The following is a 16582-nucleotide window of genomic DNA, read 5'->3' as shown; positions in this document are numbered from 1 at the left end:
GATTGCCTTTTTTCAGCAATTATTATTACCCGGCCTATTATTGTTCGGGAAAGCTTCTGTAGATTTATTTCAGTAAAAAATTCAACTAAAATAATAGAGAACCCGGACCTTTTCGTCCGGGTTTCTTCATGTTTAAAATTCAAAAAAAATGATTCGTACATTACAAGAAAATGCAGAAATTATTCTGCCGAAAAACGGTCTGGAAGAAAAACTGCGACAGGCCGAGAAAGAAAACAGAAAGCTCATTATCAAACTTGGCTTTGATCCCACAGCTCCCGACCTGCACTTAGGTCACGCCGTTGTCCTGAAAAAACTGAGGCAGTTTCAGGAACTGGGGCACCAGGTGGTGATCGTCGTGGGAAGCTTTACCGCAAGAATCGGTGATCCGACCGGTAAAAACAAAGCCCGGAAACCCCTCACTGCCGAAGAAGTAAAGCACAATGCAGAAACCTACATCCGACAGCTTTCCAAAGTGATCGATGTAGAAAAATCAAAAATTGTTTTTAATTCCGACTGGCTGGATGCGCTGCCGTTTTCGGAGGTCATCCAGCTGATGTCTAAAGTAACGGTTGCCCAGCTGATGCACCGGAATGATTTCAATAAAAGATTTACCGAAAATACGCCGATCGCTATGCATGAGCTGGTATACCCGATTTTACAGGGATTCGATTCGGTACAGATCGGAAGCGACATCGAAATGGGCGGAACCGACCAGCTTTTCAACTGCACGATGGGAAGACAGCTGCAGGAAAGCCACGGAAATCCGCCACAGATCGTCATGTGCATGCCATTGCTGAAGGGGCTGGAAGGAAAAGAAAAAATGAGCAAATCGTTAAACAACACAATTGGACTGACGGACGGACCTCACGAAATGTTTGGAAAAACAATGTCTATCCCGGATTCTTTAATTGATGAATTCATTGATTTAACGACCGATTTTCCCCCTATAGAAAAAGAAAACATAAAGCTTTCGGCCCAAAACGGAGAGAATCCCATGAACATCAAAAAACGGATTGCCCGGAATATAATTGCACAATACCATAATGAAGAATCGGCGGAGCAGGCCGAGCAGTTTTTTATGAATCAGTTCCAGAATAAGAATTTTGACGAAAAGGTTTTCGAACCGGTCCTTATCAGTTCACTTCATCATCACCGCCCCATGACTTTAGCGGTACTATGTCATCAGCTCAAAAATAATGAGAGCAAATCTTTTATCCGGAGACTGATCCTAAACGGCGGCGTTCAGGTGAATAATGAAAAATTAACCGATCCTGATGAAGAAATTGAATTGATAGTGGGAAAGAAAATAAAAATCGGAAAAAGAAGTTTTTTTGAACTTTTGTAAATACCGGACTTTACAAGTAATTTTTTGATATATTCGTCAGGTTAAAAATTAAAAACACAAAATATGAGCTACATCATGGTCGATATAGAATCGGACGGTCCGATTCCCGGGGATTTTTCAATGATCTGTTTCGGAGCGGTACTGGTAGATGAAAATCTCGACAAAACATTCTACGGAAAGCTAAAGCCGATATACGGAAGCTTCAATGCCGATGCACTGGCGGTTTCAGGCTTTACAAGGGAAGAAACCCTAAGTTTTGAAGACCCTGAAGAAGTTATGCTGAGATTCGAGGAATGGATTAAGGAGAATTCAAAAGGAAGACCTGTTTTCATCAGCGACAACAATGGCTTTGACTGGATGTTCATCTGCTGGTATTTCCATCACTTCATCGGAAGAAATCCATTCGGGTTTTCATCACGAAGGCTGGCCGACCTGTATTGCGGACTGGAAAAAGATACTTTTGCCCAATGGAAGCATTTGAGAAAAACGGCGCACACCCATCATCCGGTAGATGACGCACGTGGAAATGCGGAAGTTTTATTGCAGATGAAAAACGAAATGGGACTGAAAATCGCGCTGAAGTAATTTACTATTTAAACAATAACTATGAAAAACGATATTGAACTTTATAAAAGCTTCTTTCAGAAAAGAGATGATTATTATCTTGAGACACTAGACAAATACAACCAAGGCAAAAAGTTTACTTTTAATTATGCCACATTAATCTTTGGAATATTCTGGTTTCTTTACAGAAAAATGTATATTGAAGTTATAATTATTTATTCATTTATTTCCTTAGAGAGTTTATTTGAAAATTTACTTCTTAAAAGACTGATTGGTGAGGAAAGAACTGTTATTTTTAGTTTTTGTATTACTGTACTGTTTTTAATTACCACAGGATTTTCAGGAAATATTTTATATCTGAAAAAAGCAATAAGAACAATCGGTAAAGCCAAAAAAAAGTATCCTGATTTTGAAAACCAGAATAGTTATGTCGCTAAAAAAGGAGGTACAAGTCTGGTTGTAATTACAATTTTAATAATATCTCTTGTTTTAATTTTAGCATTATAATAAACAAAGTATAAATGCTTTACCAGCATACTTTTTAATAAGTATACGGTACCAGTACATCGATAAAGTTATCCGTCCGGTGTGGTTCACCGATGGCGCGGAATTTCCAGTCGCCGTTGTGGCGGTAGGCTTCTGCAAAAACCATGGAACACATGCCGTTCATGCTGTCGTCACCGGAAAGGCTGAATTTGGTAATTTCCTTTCCTCTGGCATCTACTGCCCGGATGAAAGCATTTTCGATCATTCCGAAATGCTGCCGGTGAACAAGTCCCTGGTAAATGGAAACAACGAAAAGGATTTTCTGATACCGCTCGTCGAGTTCGTCAAGTTTTACGACAATCTGCTCATCATCCCCATCTCCTGCTCCGGTTCTGTTGTCGCCGGTAAGCCAGATCTTTCCGCTCGGATGACGCATGGAGTTAAAATAAACCACATCGCCTTTATATAAAACAATTTCTTTTCCATTGCCTGCAGGACAGGTTTTCCCCATGTTGGCAACCTTTCCGTTGGCATCCAGAAGAAAGGCAATGGCATCCAGATCATATTCCGGTCCGTTATTGATGCCAAACAAACGGCTGAAGAAACCACCGCATTTGCGTACGTCCCAGCCAAGGCCGATGGTTACGGATGAAAGATCGTACATTTCATTCCCGCTTTCGCTCTTGCGGAGATTGATGGTCTGTCCTTTTTGTAAATTGATCGCCATACTATTTTATGATTTGTCCTTTGTAATATTTTTCCAGGAAAAAGCCGAGATCTGCACGGTAGCCGATTCCTGACGCTTCAAATTTCCAGCTTCCGCTGCGCTTGTACAACCTTCCGAACTCAATTCCCGTTTCTATGGAGAAATCTTCGTCCAGCTCATATTTTGCAATTTCCTGATGCGTCATATTGTCGATAATGCGGATATAGGAATTCCTTACCTGCCCGAAATTCTGCTTTCTTCTTTCAAAATCCTCAATCGTTACTACAAAAAGGATCTCTTCTACCCTGGGATCTACTTTTTCCAGATCCACGACAATGGCTTCATCATCATCACCGTCACTGTTTTTCCCGCTCGGATCGTCGCCGGTGTGCGTAAGAGCGCCGTCGGGCGAATTCAGGTTATTATAAAAAATGAAGTATTCCTCACTGACCAGTTTCCGGTCGGCATCGATCATAATTGCTGAAGCATCCAGGTCGAAATCATATCCCATCCCTTCATTCGGATCCCACCCAAGACCGATCGTCATTTTGGTAAATCCTAATTCGATCCGCTGACCTTTCTGTAAATTAATTGCCATAATAATGATGTGTTGTTCTCTCTAAATTAAAACTCATTCGGGAATTTTCCAAATGAAATCCTCATAAATTATTATGTAAATTGCAAAATATTGGGCACATAATTAAAAAGCTGACATTGTAAAAGCATAACTATTGCGTTTAATCGGCTTTAAAACGGCATTTGCCTTTCGCAGATTTTTAAAATAAATGTTTTGAAAAATTCAGATCCGGAATATAATCAGTATACTATTCAGGTTCCTTTGGAGTTTGAAGAGGTGTTTTCCCATTTTTACTATGCCGAAAACCGATCGTCATTTCCGGTTGTAAAAATACTGCTTCCCCATTACCGGATGATCCTGCTTTTCTGTTTCGGAGGAGAAATCACCATGACAACGCCGCAAGCATCGGTAAAAATCCGGCAGTGCCTTGTTATCGGCCCCGTAAAAAAAGCCTTTGACTATTCCCTTCCTCCCGGAACTTCTTTTTTGGCAGTGAATTTCAAAGGAGATGCTTTCTATCGTTTTTTTGGAAAATCGCTGGCAGGATCGCATGCTACTGGTTCCGATCCTGATGGTCTTGTTCCTGACAACTGTTTCACAGACGTCTGGCAAAAACTTTCCCAGCTTTCTTCTACTGACGAAAAATCCCGTTACCTGCTTGAATTCTGTAAACCTTATTTACAGGACCAAAATACACTGGATGCTCTTTTGGGTGACCTTTCACAAGGAGCTTTCGACCCCGTTAAAACAGCTGCCGGAATTACAGGACAGACGGAAAGAAACGTTCAGCTACATTATAAAAACAGGCTAGGATATTCGGCAAAGGAGATTCACCGCTATCAGCGTTTTCTCAAAGCGATTAAAATAATTGAAAAAGAAGCAGATAACGAACGGAAAACCGATTGGTTTTATATAATCGATTCATGTGGCTATTACGACCAGAGCCAGCTCATCCGTGATTTTAAGCACTTTCTCGGGATGACGCCTTCGTGCTATGTAAAGTTTCAGAAGAGCATCTGTAATCCCGTTTCAGGATAAACTGATTTCGTTTTCATACAATTTTTTCATTCCGGCAGAGGGTAATTTTGTCTTATTAATTTAAACAAAAACAATGAGACATTTAATTATTTATGCCCATCCTAATGAGAAAAGCCTTAATCATCAGATTTTAAAAACGGTTACCGATACGATAAAGGAAGACGGAAATCATGAACTCATCATCCGGGATCTCAACACGATGCAATTTAATCCCGTTCTCTCTTTAAAAGATCTTCAGGATCAGCGTGCAGGAACTCTTGCGGAGGACATTAAGAAAGAACAGGAATATATTTCCCGGGCAGAATGCATTACTTTTATCTATCCGATCTGGTGGACCGGAATGCCGGCCGTAATGAAAGGATATATCGACCGGGTTTTTACCTACGGTTTTGCCTACCGGTACGATCAGGGAATTCAGAAGGGACTTTTGAAAGGAAAGAAGGCTGCTATCATCAACACCCACGGCAAATCCCATGAGGAATATACACAGACCGGTATGGATAAAGCACTCCAGCTGACCTCAGATGACGGTATTTTTTCATACTGCGGTTTCGATGTTATCCAGCATCTCTTTTTTGACCGGGCAGACCGGGCCACTGCGGAAAGTGTGGACCTATGGAAGGAACAGGTCAAAACCTTTTATCGTCAGATCTAAAAAAATCCGGCGCAAATGCCGGATTTTATATTGTGGTAAATTTTACAATATTTAATTGATTTTAAACAACTTAAAAGACATCTAAATTAACAAAAGAAGGTAATCAGACATTTGATAGATAAGACCGTTAGTCATACGTTCATCAAGTGAACATCCAGCATCCTTCTTCCCTCTTCCAGCCTTTTAATCTCTATTTAATATGATGATTCTGATACTGAATGTTCGGTCAACCGGTTTCTGGCCCGGGCCAGCATCGGAATGGAAATAAGCCCCATTACCAGCATAATTACAATCTGTAAAGGCAGGGAAATAAAAGAATAGGTTAATCCCACTTCGCCACCCAGCTCACCGCTTTTTCCCATGGAGATAAACAAAGCCATAAAACCGTACTTCATCGCCAGGTTGAAAGCTCCGATCCCGCCACTTGCCGGAATAATCATTCCGAAAGTCCCTACGACCAGGATCAAAAACCCGTCATCAAAGGTAAAACCGGAAGTTTCCGGTAAAGCAAAGCAGACCAGGTAAGCTGCAAAATAATAGGAAACCCAGATGCCTATGGTATAAAGGATAAACTTTCCTTTCTGTTTTAATTTAAAAATTGTTTTTAAACCTTCAATAATTCCCAGTATAACTCCTATGACTTTTTTATAAAGGTTATTATTTTTTAATTTATTTCTAAATACAATGAAAATAATTAAGAAAATTATAAAGAAGGCAATAAATATATAGCCGTAAAAAATAAAATTTTCGATCTTCTTAAAAAATTCCTTTTCAATATATTTCCAAAAAGAAATAATAGTATCAAACTTAAAAACTAGAGTTAGTCCCAAAACAATAAACATACATGCTAAATCTACAACTCTTTCCAAAATAATTGTTCCTATAGATTTATCTACCGGCACTTTTTCAACCCCGTACAAAGCAGTAGCTCTTGCTATTTCTCCGCTTCTCGGAATGGTAAGGTTCATCAGGTAGCCGAAAGAAATAGACCACAGCGAATTGGAGTTTGAAATATTGTGTCCCATCGGTTCCAGCATCAGGTTCCAGCGGATGGCCCGGAACCAGTAAGCAGCAATCCCAAAACAGGCTGCAAACAGAACCCACCAGTAATTTGCCTTGGCTAAAGATTTTTGAATAACCTTAAAATCCAGTCCCTTTAGAGCAAACCATAAAAAAAAGCCTGCAAAAGCAAGCGAGATTACAATGGTAAGGATTGTTTTTAAAGGCTTTTTTGATTTGTTTTCCATCCGGTTACGTCAAAAGATTGGTTTTTTCGTCCGGGAAAACAATTTTCGGCTGGAACGCCTGTGCTTCTTCAGGGGTCATCTGTGCATAAGCAATGATAATGATGATGTCGTCCCGCTGTACTTTTCTTGCGGCCGGCCCGTTAAGGCAGACTTCGCCGGATTTTCTTTTTCCTTTTATCACATACGTATCAAAACGTTCTCCGTTGTTTACATTTACGATATAAACCCGCTCTCCCACTACCAGTCCTGCCGCTTCAATAAGCTCTTCATCTATGGTAATACTTCCAATATAATTAAGGTCAGAAGCCGTAACTCTCACCCTGTGAATTTTAGACTTGAAAACTTCTATTAACATGGTGCAAATTTATTAATAATAATTTATAAAACCGCCTTTTATACTGAATTTAAAACTATCAGATACACAGCGCATTATTTTCTATAAACATAATTTTTGAAGATTTTACTTACAGAATTTACAACCATATCCTGAAAACCATTAATTCTTGATATTAAATTTAGGATTTAATAAATGTTAAAAATAAATTTTCAAATTTACTAAAGTCAATACAGATAAGCAATTGGCATGATTTTAGTAACGTGTAACGTAGATTTTCCGCAAAATTACAAATTATGATATTTTAATTAATTTTACTTAAAATCAAAAAAATTATTTATTTTTCAGCAATAAAATTGCACATTTACAAAATAGTATTATATTTGCTTTAATAACGAACTAACTTTAATAATAACAATTATGAACAAGTCTGAATTAATCGACGCAATCGCAAAAGACGCAGGGATCACTAAAGTTGCAGCCAAAGCTGCTTTAGAATCATTCATCAACAATGTAATGACTACTCTAAAGAAGAAAGACGGAAAAGTTTCTTTGGTAGGATTCGGAACTTTCTCAGTAGCTGAGAGAGCAGCAAGACAAGGAATTAACCCTGCTACTAAAAAGCCGATCAACATCGAAGCAAAAACTGTTGCTAAATTCAAGGCAGGTGCTGATCTTTCAGCTGCTGTGGCTTCAGCAAACGCTCCTGCTGCCGGAAAAAAGAAAAAATAATCATTCAAGATTACAAAAATAAACCTCATCAGTTGATGAGGTTTTTTTATGCTTATCCAAAGTCTAAGGTGCCAATCTTGAGATTTTCCAGTCAAAATCTTCCTGCAATTCATACACAATCCGGTCGTGGAGTCTGTTCGGCCTTCCCTGCCAGAATTCTATTTCGTAGGGTTTTGCGATATAACCGCCCCAGTTTTCAGGTCTCGGAACTTCCATGTCTTCATATTCCTTTTCCAGCTCCTTCAGCTTACTTTCCAGAAATTCACGGTTCGGAATCTCACGGCTCTGTGGAGAGACTACCGCACCAAGCTGGCTTCCCTTCGGCCGGGAATGGAAATAGCCGTCACTCAGATTTTCAGCCACCCGCTCCAGGCTGGCTTTAATAATAATCTGCCGCTCCAGGCTGGGCCAGAAAAAATGGAGGCAGGCTTTATGGGTTTTCTCAATAGCACGTCCTTTTTTACTGTCATAATTGGTGTAAAAAATAAATCCTTCGAATGTATATGCTTTCAGCAGAACCATCCGGGTACGCGGACAGCCGTCTTCCTCTACGGTAGAAACCGCCATTGCATTGGCCTCTGAAATATTCGGATTTTCACCGGCTTCCATAAACCAATCCCGAAATTGCTCAATGGGGTTTTGTTTTATCTCACTTTCAATAAGTTGGGATTTATCATACACTTTTCTTTTGTCGTGCAGGTTTTCCATAAATATTTTTTATTAAATTTGAGTATGAATTACTCTTACAAAGGTAAAATATTAATTTCCACACCTGACATTTCCGGCGATATTTTTTCCCGATCGGTAGTGCTTGTTGTTGAGCACAATGAAAATGGTGCTTTCGGTTTAATATTGAATAAAAAGAACAGCCAGATGAGCAGTAAGTTCAAAGATTTTTTTGATTTTAAAATCGAAGTGTATGATGGAGGACCGGTGGAAAACGACAAAGTTTTCTTTATAGTAAAAGGCAAGAAAGTTACCGAAATTTACACTGAAATAACTTCTGAGTTTTATCTGACAGAAGATATCGAAAACATCATCAGTGCCGTTCTAAACGGCGAGCTGGATATTAACGATGTAAAGATATTTTCCGGATATTCCGGATGGACAGCGTTGCAGCTCGACGGCGAGATCCAGCGGAAAGTGTGGACCGTAGTGGATGTCTACAATCTTGATTACACCCTGCCGAATGACCAGACCTTATGGAAATCGATCATGCAGAATCTCGGCGGTGAATACCTGCTGTGGGCCAATTCTCCTGAAGATATTTCACTAAATTAAAATTTATCTTACAAGCTGAATAAAAATTTAACAAATTTTAAGAATCCATTAACTAAGTTTAAGCCTGGAATTGCCGTTATTTGTTAAACCAAATCTCAGCCATATGAAAGGAATAAAACTATTGGCTTTAGCCGCTTTTTCAGCAGCATTTTTATCTTTTACCCCTGAAACTAAAAAGCTGATCGTAATCGACGCCGGTCATGGCGGAAATGATATGGGAGCCAGTCGAAACGGGATCTATGAAAAAGATATTGTCCTCAGCATCGGAAAAGAAATCCAGAAATTCAATACTACCCAAAGTAAATATGAAGTTATCTTGACCCGCGATAACGATACCGACCTCCCGCTGAGCGGGCGCACCACATTTATTAATCAGCTTCATCCTGAACTGGTTATTTCTTTGCACATCAACAGCAGTGCCGATCGTCATTCTACACAGGAAGGCCCGGAAATATACACACAGAATACAGAAAATTCAAAAAAACTGGCCGAAAGAATTTCCAGAAAGTTCAATGTTTAGAAGATCGAAGAGAGAAACCTTCATATTTTAAGGGAATCCGAAGTTCCTGCGGTCATTATGGAATTGGGATTTATCAATAGTCCAAAAGATGAAACCTATATGAGCAGCGAAGCAGGCCAGAAGGAAATTGCCCGGAAATTAACAGAAGTCTTCAAAGAATATTAAGATAAACAAATTCTGACCTGTTCAGAATAAAACCCGGTAAAGGACTGTGATACGTTGTTTACCGGGTTTGTCAATTTAGAGTGATATATATTATTGATTTAGAACTTTGTTGCTGTATAGAAAGGATCTTACAAAATATCTGTCACAAATAATAACTCCACTTTTAGAATAGCATGGGATTAAAAAAATTAATAATTTGTTCATAAATAATTTTGTGGTACCACAAAATTTCACATATTTTTGCTCTGTCAAAAAATTAATTACAATGAAAAAAACTCTAATCATGAGCTTGGTTGTCGGCTCATTATTTTCTTCTTGTTCTTCGGAAAGAGAATTTGACACTGAAGCAAATTCTAATTCAAATGCAAAAATATCAGCTAAAGGACGTGAATCCGTTTGTGATTTCTTTGAAAATTCTACCGCAAGTAGTATTATTCCGGGCATAAAAGCTGTCAATTTAGATAACAGTCTCGCTACTTCATGCCAAAACAACATCTTAGTATTTCCTACATTGCAGGATTATGAAACAGCTATTGTAAAATTAGATCAGCAGATTGAAGATTACAATGATGCTTTTGATCAACAAACTGCCGGTATGACAGATGAAGAAGCAGATGATTATGCTGAATCAGTAGGCTTTGATGAAAATCAGCCACTAATTGATTTTGAAAAAGATCTGCATTTTTGCTCCCTAAGGCAATACCTAGCCGAACTGGATGATGCGTGGCTGGATCAACAAGGTGACGGAGCGTGGGATTTAAATACCGCTCCTGATGAATATTATATAGACGATGAAACAGAAAGAGCATTATTAAGCTTAGGTTCAGAATTTATTGTTGGTGACTGTAAAAACGGTTATACGCTTTATAAAAGATATGATTGGGGATACGCAAGTTTTCCTATCAATGATATCGGAACAGCAACTGATATTCTGACTGCCTTAAACAACATTACAAACCCTACACAACAACCGATCAATATTGGCGGAGCTACTCAAGGGCAGGTATCCCAAGCAGTTGAACCTTATAAAGATTCAGGGGTAACTGTTGTTGCCACTGTTCCTCCTTCACAGGGCGGTTACTGCCACAGCGAGATTAAGGATAAAGGTGAACATTTATTCAGTTCAGAAAGAAAAATAGTTTGGAAACATAAATTTAAAGATGCTCATTTTCCTAATTTTCCGGGGCAGACACTAATGAAAACTTATACAAGATCATATAGAAAGAAAAAAGGGAAATGGAAGAAATTCAAAGCAACTATTTACACTGGTTTTTATGGTAAAACAGCTACAGCTTATCAGTGTAATGACTATGGTGATGAACCATTAACCGGTAGAGAAAAAAGGAGAAAAAAAATTAAGGAAAGAGCAAAGATACTCGGTGATGTATCCGTAAAACAAAATGTATTTTTCAGCGTACATAAACAAGAAGGAAATTCTTATCAGAATGAAGTGTATTAAAATAAATGAAAACATTGGGGACAAGTTCCTCAATGTTTTGTTTTTGCTATTAACAATTTTAACCTATTCGCAAAAATATCCATTAAAGTACGGTATAAAAGCAGGCTGGAACTACTCTAATATAAATGCAATAGATGAAAACGGTGAGCCGTCAGGCTATCTAAGCGATATTATTGATGAAGCTTATACAGGGTTTGTGGTGGAAAAGCAAATTTCCGAGAAATCTTACATTCAATCAAACTTATTAATTTCTTTTACTGATCGGGTTACATTTTTAGAACTTCCCGTGTATTATAAATACAATTTTTACAAAAGATTCTCTTTAGTAGCAGGTCCAAAACTAAATTATATTCCTGACAGTGAAGAAAGTCAGCCTTATTACTTCAGAAGAAGATTCGGCATCAGCGGAGATATAGGATTAAACTATAAAATATCAAATCATTTTATTTTGGAAGGAAGCTTTTCAAAAGGGTTTACCAAACAGTATGATGATCTGGTGTTAACTTACTATCATGCTCGCAGGGATGTTTACAGAATTGGCTTAATTTATTTCTACTAACATTTTTCATCGCATCAAAAAACCCGGCATTATTGCCGGGTTTCATTTATATAAAATTTATGAAATATTCATTATAAAAAACTGTTTCTCCAGTTTTCCGTCAGTTCTTTAAGACGGGTATTTCCAAAGGTTTTATTCCTGATTTTGCCCACAGTGAAAATTCCTTTTTCATCGGAAATCAACAGGATTTCTTCAGCTTTCTGGGATTCAAAAGCAATGATCTCATGCTCCTGGATATCGGCAAGGTTGTTCTTATGCAGGAAGGTGACAAAATTTTCCATCAAAGGCGAAATGTAAGCCCCTTCGGTCTGTTTAGGGATTTTAATAACGTTTCCTTCCAGAAAGAGTAGATTTCCAAAAGTCGTACGGGCAATCCTTTTATTAGGATTCAGGAGAATTACATCATCCAGGTCATTTTCCTGGGCATAAATCTCCCCGTAAATGTTTTCCGGGCTATGAACACGGATATTGCTTAAAAGGTTATTATTAACGTTAATTTCCTTTATTAAATCCAGTTCTAAAGCTCTTTCATGAACTGCCAGCACATCGGACATTTCCGTTACTTCATAAAAGTAAGAAACCGAAGATTTCGAAAGGGTCATCCCATCCAGATTTCTAAATACCTGGAAATTGATAATTCCGTTTTTGATCCCTTTCCCATCGATCAGTTCTTTCTGGAAAAGCGACTGGAAAAACTCAAGGGTATAGGTTAAAGGAATGTTCAGCCTCATTTTTCTCATGGAAGCCATCAGGAAGAAATAACATTCCTCATCCATGATCAGATTACCGTTCCTGATAAAAAAGGAAACCTTCACCGTATCTCCTGAAAGAAAAGCCCTGTTCCGTACCGCTATTTCGTCTGATGTAAAATATTGATTTTCCACTTGTCTCTGATTTGTTTATAAAAAAATAATGAACGATAAATCGTTCATCAGTTTTATCATGCAGCGCGGCCTACGTTTAGGCAGCACCTAATTTAATTCTAAGGTTTTCTATAAGGTTTTCCCAATACATGGCATTTTCATTTTCATCGCCTTCTTCGCAGAAATCTGTAATATTGAGGGATAGATCTTCGGTAATATCATCAATAGTGATCGTCATTTCAAAGAAGTTTTTCGTTCCTTCATCTTCTTCCCATCGGAAACGCACAAAACCTTCAGGCTTATATCTGATTAAAGTCGCCTTCTCAGAAGGTCCTCCGCCCCAGCTGAAAAAGAAGTCATCGCCTTTCTCTGTTACCTCATCCGCAAACCATTCAGACAACCCCTCCGCAGTCGCCAGATATTCATATAAAATCTCTGATAGACAGTGCATTGGGAATTCGTAATGGACTTTATGTTTCGCCATATATCTTTGTTTTAATCGTCCCGCAATATATAAATTAATTTTTTTATTACACAAAAATGTATTTATTTTTTTATATAATCTTCATGATATTTGTCAGAGAATTTTAAATAAGCGTTTAGTTCTAATTTCCTGCTGATACTGCGGCCTGTTTACACGAAAAAACCCTTCGGATGAAGAGTTTTCTATTTTAATTTTCGTTCAGTACATCAATGATAATGTTACAGCCTTCTTCGATCTCTTTTTTTGAAATGGTGAGCGGCGGTGAAATCCGCAGATATTCATTCCTGTATAGCTGCCAGAAGACAATCAGCCCTTTATCCATACATTTCTTGGCTACTTCAAGCGTATATTCCGGCGATCCCAGATTTACTGCCAGCATCAGGCCTTTCCCGTTGATATTTTTAATTTTGGGATGAACCAGCAGGGTTCTGTATAGCTGCTCTTTTTCATCCACTTCGCCCATCAGTCCGCTTTCCAGCACTTCCTCTAAAGTGGCATGGCTGGAAGCAGCAATCAGCGGATTGCCTCCGAAGGTTGTAATATGGCCCAGTTTCGGAGAATGGGATAAAGTTTCCATTATCTTTTTTGAACTCATAAAAGCGCCTACCGGAACGCCTCCACCCATTCCTTTTCCCATCACCAGAATATCCGGAACAATTCCGAAATGCTCAAAGGAAAACAGTTTTCCGGTTCTCCCGAACCCCGGCTGTATTTCATCCAGGATCAGCAAAGCACCGACTTCTTCACATCTTTTCTTTAAATTGACTAAATAGTTTTTATCAGGAACCAGAAAACCTGCGGCTCCCTGAATCGTTTCCATTATTACACAGGCCGTCTTTTCCGTGATCTTATCAAAATCGTTTTCATTATTGAATTCAATAAAAGAAACCATCGGCAGTAAAGGCCGGAATTCCCTTTTATGAAATTCATTTCCCGAAACACTCAGGGCGCCGTGCGTATTCCCGTGATAAGAGTTTTTAAAGGAAACGATCTCTTCCCTTCCGGTATATCTTTTGGCCAGCTTCAGGCTTCCGTCGATCGCTTCTGCCCCACTGTTCACCAGATAGGTAATTTCCAGGGGATCAGGGGTAGCTTCGGCCAACAGCCTACACAACGCAACCGGTTTTTCCTGAGCATATTCTCCATAAACCATAACGTGAAGATATTTTTCCGCCTGCTGCTTGATAGCTTCGACGATTTTCGGATGCGAATGCCCCAGTGTATTTGCAGAGACCCCGGCTACAAAATCCAGGTATTTTCTTCCGTCTTTACCGTAAATATAGCTTCCTTCCGCTCTCTCAACTTCAAAACCTGCGGCAAATGGTGTCGTCTGGGCCTGATAGGTAAAAAAATCTTTTTGCATTTCCATTTTCCTGAAAAATTTCAGCAAAGCTAAAAAACATTCGCGATATGCAGAAATAATCCCGATAGAATAAAAAAATCGCTTACAGTAAATTCTGTAAGCGATACCACCAAATCACAAAATATTAATATAGTTTCATATATTTTCTATGATAAATATATAGAAAAATTTGAATAAAAATACACATTCAATAAAAAATATTTTACTTTTATACTGATCTGCTACTTCAATTCAACATATCATGAAAATTAATTAATCCCAGAAGGCTCTGGCAGCGGGGTTTTTACGTTCACTGGTTTTTGAATAAATGGATTGAATTTTTTTAACATTAAAGCAAAAAAAAGCCCTGAAAAGGCTATGTACACAGAGTTTTTATAACGATAACTCACCATTTCCGCTATAGAAAATGGTGAGCTGATGTATTTTTTCTTAGTTGACCGGTAAAAAACGGTTATCTTCTTACCCGCTTAGGCTTCTTGGCTTCTTCTTTCGCTTTCTCTTTTTCTACTGCCTCCTGAGCTTTATTGTATAAGGTATTGTCGGATTCGTACTTGATTTCTTCATAATTCGGCGTATCGACCAGGATATCCTGCCATTTGAGAATACGGTCTTTGGTATTCCAATTGAAATCCGGAAATTTCCGTTTTTCAGGCTCGATCATACTCATCGGATAAGTGTCTGAAGTGGCACCGATATTACATTCCACCACATAAAGCAGCTTTTCCTCGAATATGGCATCGATGATTCCGCATGAGGTGAGAGAAATCCCTATTCTTTCCTTTTCTTTGGTCTGCTTGTTTTCGTCATCAGAATAAGATATGGCCTGTGCATTTCCGATCACCTTGGCTTCCTTAATGTTATTATCTTCGCCATAGTATACCGTCATCAGCTTTCCTTTTACCTGGTTGAATTCATCTTTCAGGTTCAGAGAATCCACTTTGCTGATGGCAAAAGCATTTCCGATTACTTTTAAAGAGTCGATGCTTTCGGTTTGGGTATTGAAATAAGCTTCTACCTTGTCTCCTGTTACCTGCTTACCGTTGCTCCAGAGAATAGGATCCGTGTACATATGAAGCACCCCATCCGTTTCGTTAAAGGCAATAGAGTCTGCCCTTCCCTGTGCATTCGATTTGTAGAACCTTCCTTTACGGAAAGCCCGCAGAAAGCTTTTTTTAACTTTGATATCTGCAGAATCCGGACGCTGGAAAGAAATGATTTTTTCTGCAGCGAAGTACATGGAATCTTTTTCCAATGCCTTTACCGCATACGGATTTTTAGTCATCATAGCAGAATCTTTCTTTTCGAAAATTTCCCCGTAGCCTCCTTTTATCCATCTTCTTTCGTTAGGATCATCCAGGGTAACATTTCCCGTTGCCTTTCCGAAACCGGTCAGCTGGTTGTAGTACATTTCATCCCCGGTAAGGATTTTATCATTGTAATACACCTTTGAATTTTTATAAAGGAAAGCTTCTTTCGTATTTGTATTGTAATTCCCTTTGTCGGTTACGATCCGGTTCTTAGGATTCTTTTTATTGACGATTGTCGTCGGACCATTAATGTTGACGATATTGGTATTCTGGTTCTGGACAACATTATCGCCTTCCAGAACATATTGGTTATCCTCAATCTTCACCCTTCCGGTAAGATCGATCGTCCTGGTCGTAAGATAATAGGTTGCAGATTTTGAGTACGTCGTACTTTTACCGTCATTGATTGTACCTCCGGTATTGTAATAGGCCTGATTGGAAACCCTGTCGTAATACATGGTTTCGGTTCTGATGACGGTGCCTTTAGGATCGGTAAGCACGACATTTTTACGGGCGATCCCTTTCTGCGTATTTCCGTCATACTCCATTTCATTGGCGGTAATTACGGAGCCGTCTGCATTCTGAAGCTTTACGTTCCCGATAGCTTTAATGAAGTTCTGTTCTTCATAAACAATCACCAGATCGGCATTCAGCAGAGATCCCTGATGGGAAAACTGCACATTTCCTACGAAGTAATTATTCCCGTCGTATTTTTCGTCCTTCCGCAGCTCGTCGGAGTGGATATGCTTTACCTTTTCTGCGGGCGGAGCATTTTTCTGCGGAGTAGCGGGGGTAAAATACGGATCTTTCTGGAAAGGCTTAGGCTGTTCCTGTGAAAAGGCAAACGTTGAAATAAAGACCACTACCAAAAACAGCAGTCTTAGCGGCAGGGACATA

Annotated in this window: 18 protein-coding genes and 1 pseudogene; 10 read left to right on the top strand and 9 right to left on the bottom strand. The window is 38.9% G+C overall.

Annotated features, from left to right (window positions below; all coding sequences use genetic code 11):
* Window positions 1-148: 148 nt before the first annotated feature.
* The 3 genes from tyrS (at window position 149) to QE422_RS06550 (ending at window position 2416) form a co-directional block, all read left to right on the top strand.
* On the top strand, window positions 149-1345 hold the full coding sequence (tyrS, locus tag QE422_RS06560) for a tyrosine--tRNA ligase (protein ID WP_307456096.1): 1197 nt from the start codon (window positions 149-151) through the stop codon (window positions 1343-1345).
* Window positions 1346-1408: 63 nt separating this feature from the next.
* Window positions 1409-1930, top strand: a complete 522-nt coding sequence (locus QE422_RS06555; RefSeq protein WP_307456094.1) for a 3'-5' exoribonuclease — start codon at window positions 1409-1411, stop codon at window positions 1928-1930.
* A 21-nt stretch (window positions 1931-1951) separates the two neighbouring features.
* Window positions 1952-2416: a DUF2628 domain-containing protein gene (locus QE422_RS06550; RefSeq protein ID WP_307456093.1), complete on the top strand. Its 465-nt coding sequence runs from the start codon at window positions 1952-1954 to the stop codon at window positions 2414-2416.
* Window positions 2417-2450: 34 nt separating this feature from the next.
* On the opposite strand, the gene QE422_RS06545 is transcribed toward QE422_RS06550, so the two are convergent.
* Both QE422_RS06545 and QE422_RS06540 read right to left on the bottom strand, forming a co-directional pair.
* Complete coding sequence (locus QE422_RS06545; RefSeq protein WP_307456091.1) at window positions 2451-3122, bottom strand: TerD family protein; 672 nt, start codon at window positions 3120-3122, stop codon at window positions 2451-2453.
* A 1-nt stretch (window position 3123) separates the two neighbouring features.
* Window positions 3124-3699 (bottom strand): TerD family protein, encoded by a 576-nt coding sequence (locus QE422_RS06540; protein WP_307456089.1) that lies wholly within the window; start codon window positions 3697-3699, stop codon window positions 3124-3126.
* Between the two features lie 192 nt (window positions 3700-3891).
* Between QE422_RS06540 and QE422_RS06535 the strand changes: the two genes are divergently transcribed.
* Window positions 3892-4716 (top strand): AraC family transcriptional regulator, encoded by an 825-nt coding sequence (locus tag QE422_RS06535; protein WP_307456087.1) that lies wholly within the window; start codon window positions 3892-3894, stop codon window positions 4714-4716.
* A gap of 73 nt (window positions 4717-4789) precedes the next feature.
* Complete coding sequence (locus QE422_RS06530) at window positions 4790-5371, top strand: NAD(P)H-dependent oxidoreductase (RefSeq protein WP_307456084.1); 582 nt, start codon at window positions 4790-4792, stop codon at window positions 5369-5371.
* A 194-nt stretch (window positions 5372-5565) separates the two neighbouring features.
* Here the strand turns inward: QE422_RS06530 and QE422_RS06525 are convergent, their stop codons facing one another.
* Both QE422_RS06525 and panD read right to left on the bottom strand, forming a co-directional pair.
* Complete coding sequence (locus tag QE422_RS06525) at window positions 5566-6618, bottom strand: lysylphosphatidylglycerol synthase transmembrane domain-containing protein (RefSeq protein ID WP_307456082.1); 1053 nt, start codon at window positions 6616-6618, stop codon at window positions 5566-5568.
* Window positions 6619-6622: 4 nt separating this feature from the next.
* Window positions 6623-6973: an aspartate 1-decarboxylase gene (panD, locus tag QE422_RS06520; RefSeq protein WP_100075378.1), complete on the bottom strand. Its 351-nt coding sequence runs from the start codon at window positions 6971-6973 to the stop codon at window positions 6623-6625.
* 399 nt (window positions 6974-7372) lie between these two features.
* Between panD and QE422_RS06515 the strand changes: the two genes are divergently transcribed.
* A complete protein-coding gene (locus tag QE422_RS06515; protein ID WP_307456080.1) occupies window positions 7373-7684 on the top strand; it encodes an HU family DNA-binding protein in 312 nt (103 codons plus the stop codon).
* 63 nt (window positions 7685-7747) lie between these two features.
* On the opposite strand, the gene pdxH is transcribed toward QE422_RS06515, so the two are convergent.
* Window positions 7748-8392 (bottom strand): pyridoxamine 5'-phosphate oxidase, encoded by a 645-nt coding sequence (pdxH, locus tag QE422_RS06510; RefSeq protein ID WP_307456078.1) that lies wholly within the window; start codon window positions 8390-8392, stop codon window positions 7748-7750.
* A 24-nt stretch (window positions 8393-8416) separates the two neighbouring features.
* Here pdxH and QE422_RS06505 point away from each other — a divergent pair, with 24 nt between their 5' ends.
* The 4 genes and pseudogenes from QE422_RS06505 (at window position 8417) to QE422_RS06490 (ending at window position 11668) form a co-directional block, all read left to right on the top strand.
* Window positions 8417-8965: a YqgE/AlgH family protein gene (locus QE422_RS06505; protein ID WP_294199831.1), complete on the top strand. Its 549-nt coding sequence runs from the start codon at window positions 8417-8419 to the stop codon at window positions 8963-8965.
* A 103-nt stretch (window positions 8966-9068) separates the two neighbouring features.
* Window positions 9069-9650 (top strand): annotated as a pseudogene (locus tag QE422_RS06500) (N-acetylmuramoyl-L-alanine amidase).
* Window positions 9651-9915: 265 nt separating this feature from the next.
* Window positions 9916-11109, top strand: a complete 1194-nt coding sequence (locus QE422_RS06495; RefSeq protein WP_307456075.1) for a hypothetical protein — start codon at window positions 9916-9918, stop codon at window positions 11107-11109.
* Window positions 11096-11668: an outer membrane beta-barrel protein gene (locus QE422_RS06490; protein WP_307456072.1), complete on the top strand. Its 573-nt coding sequence runs from the start codon at window positions 11096-11098 to the stop codon at window positions 11666-11668. The genes QE422_RS06495 and QE422_RS06490 overlap by 14 nt, the downstream gene beginning before the upstream one ends.
* Before the next feature lie 71 nt (window positions 11669-11739).
* On the opposite strand, the gene QE422_RS06485 is transcribed toward QE422_RS06490, so the two are convergent.
* From QE422_RS06485 to QE422_RS06470, 4 genes are all read right to left on the bottom strand, one after another.
* Window positions 11740-12552 carry an aminotransferase class IV gene (locus QE422_RS06485; protein ID WP_307456070.1) on the bottom strand — a complete coding sequence of 271 codons (813 nt, stop codon included), beginning with the start codon at window positions 12550-12552 and terminating at the stop codon, window positions 11740-11742.
* 76 nt (window positions 12553-12628) lie between these two features.
* Window positions 12629-13015, bottom strand: a complete 387-nt coding sequence (locus QE422_RS06480; RefSeq protein WP_307456068.1) for an START-like domain-containing protein — start codon at window positions 13013-13015, stop codon at window positions 12629-12631.
* Between the two features lie 187 nt (window positions 13016-13202).
* Window positions 13203-14378 carry an aspartate aminotransferase family protein gene (locus QE422_RS06475; RefSeq protein ID WP_307456066.1) on the bottom strand — a complete coding sequence of 392 codons (1176 nt, stop codon included), beginning with the start codon at window positions 14376-14378 and terminating at the stop codon, window positions 13203-13205.
* A 451-nt stretch (window positions 14379-14829) separates the two neighbouring features.
* The gene (locus QE422_RS06470; protein ID WP_307456064.1) at window positions 14830-16581 is read right to left on the bottom strand and encodes an OstA-like protein; all 1752 of its coding nucleotides are present in this window, start codon (window positions 16579-16581) and stop codon (window positions 14830-14832) included.
* Window position 16582: the final 1 nt, after the last annotated feature.

The organism is Chryseobacterium sp. SORGH_AS_0447, from assembly GCF_030818695.1.
Classification (GTDB): domain Bacteria; phylum Bacteroidota; class Bacteroidia; order Flavobacteriales; family Weeksellaceae; genus Chryseobacterium.
The sequence above is the reverse complement of the archived record's forward strand: the minus strand, read 5'-3'. Positions and strand labels throughout refer to the sequence as shown.

What these genes read in the sequence shown, in the direction of transcription:
- panD (WP_100075378.1), bottom strand. Translation starts at nt 6,973, where the DNA reads ATGTTAATAGAAGTTTTCAAGTCTAAAATTCACAGGGTGAGAGTTACG.
- QE422_RS06490 (WP_307456072.1), top strand. Translation starts at nt 11,096, where the DNA reads ATGAAGTGTATTAAAATAAATGAAAACATTGGGGACAAGTTCCTCAAT.
- QE422_RS06475 (WP_307456066.1), bottom strand. Translation starts at nt 14,378, where the DNA reads ATGCAAAAAGATTTTTTTACCTATCAGGCCCAGACGACACCATTTGCC.
- QE422_RS06550 (WP_307456093.1), top strand. Translation starts at nt 1,952, where the DNA reads ATGAAAAACGATATTGAACTTTATAAAAGCTTCTTTCAGAAAAGAGAT.
- pdxH (WP_307456078.1), bottom strand. Translation starts at nt 8,392, where the DNA reads ATGGAAAACCTGCACGACAAAAGAAAAGTGTATGATAAATCCCAACTT.
- QE422_RS06555 (WP_307456094.1), top strand. Translation starts at nt 1,409, where the DNA reads ATGAGCTACATCATGGTCGATATAGAATCGGACGGTCCGATTCCCGGG.
- QE422_RS06525 (WP_307456082.1), bottom strand. Translation starts at nt 6,618, where the DNA reads ATGGAAAACAAATCAAAAAAGCCTTTAAAAACAATCCTTACCATTGTA.
- QE422_RS06545 (WP_307456091.1), bottom strand. Translation starts at nt 3,122, where the DNA reads ATGGCGATCAATTTACAAAAAGGACAGACCATCAATCTCCGCAAGAGC.
- QE422_RS06530 (WP_307456084.1), top strand. Translation starts at nt 4,790, where the DNA reads ATGAGACATTTAATTATTTATGCCCATCCTAATGAGAAAAGCCTTAAT.
- QE422_RS06480 (WP_307456068.1), bottom strand. Translation starts at nt 13,015, where the DNA reads ATGGCGAAACATAAAGTCCATTACGAATTCCCAATGCACTGTCTATCA.
- QE422_RS06515 (WP_307456080.1), top strand. Translation starts at nt 7,373, where the DNA reads ATGAACAAGTCTGAATTAATCGACGCAATCGCAAAAGACGCAGGGATC.
- QE422_RS06495 (WP_307456075.1), top strand. Translation starts at nt 9,916, where the DNA reads ATGAAAAAAACTCTAATCATGAGCTTGGTTGTCGGCTCATTATTTTCT.
- QE422_RS06540 (WP_307456089.1), bottom strand. Translation starts at nt 3,699, where the DNA reads ATGGCAATTAATTTACAGAAAGGTCAGCGGATCGAATTAGGATTTACC.
- QE422_RS06470 (WP_307456064.1), bottom strand. Translation starts at nt 16,581, where the DNA reads ATGTCCCTGCCGCTAAGACTGCTGTTTTTGGTAGTGGTCTTTATTTCA.
- tyrS (WP_307456096.1), top strand. Translation starts at nt 149, where the DNA reads ATGATTCGTACATTACAAGAAAATGCAGAAATTATTCTGCCGAAAAAC.
- QE422_RS06505 (WP_294199831.1), top strand. Translation starts at nt 8,417, where the DNA reads ATGAATTACTCTTACAAAGGTAAAATATTAATTTCCACACCTGACATT.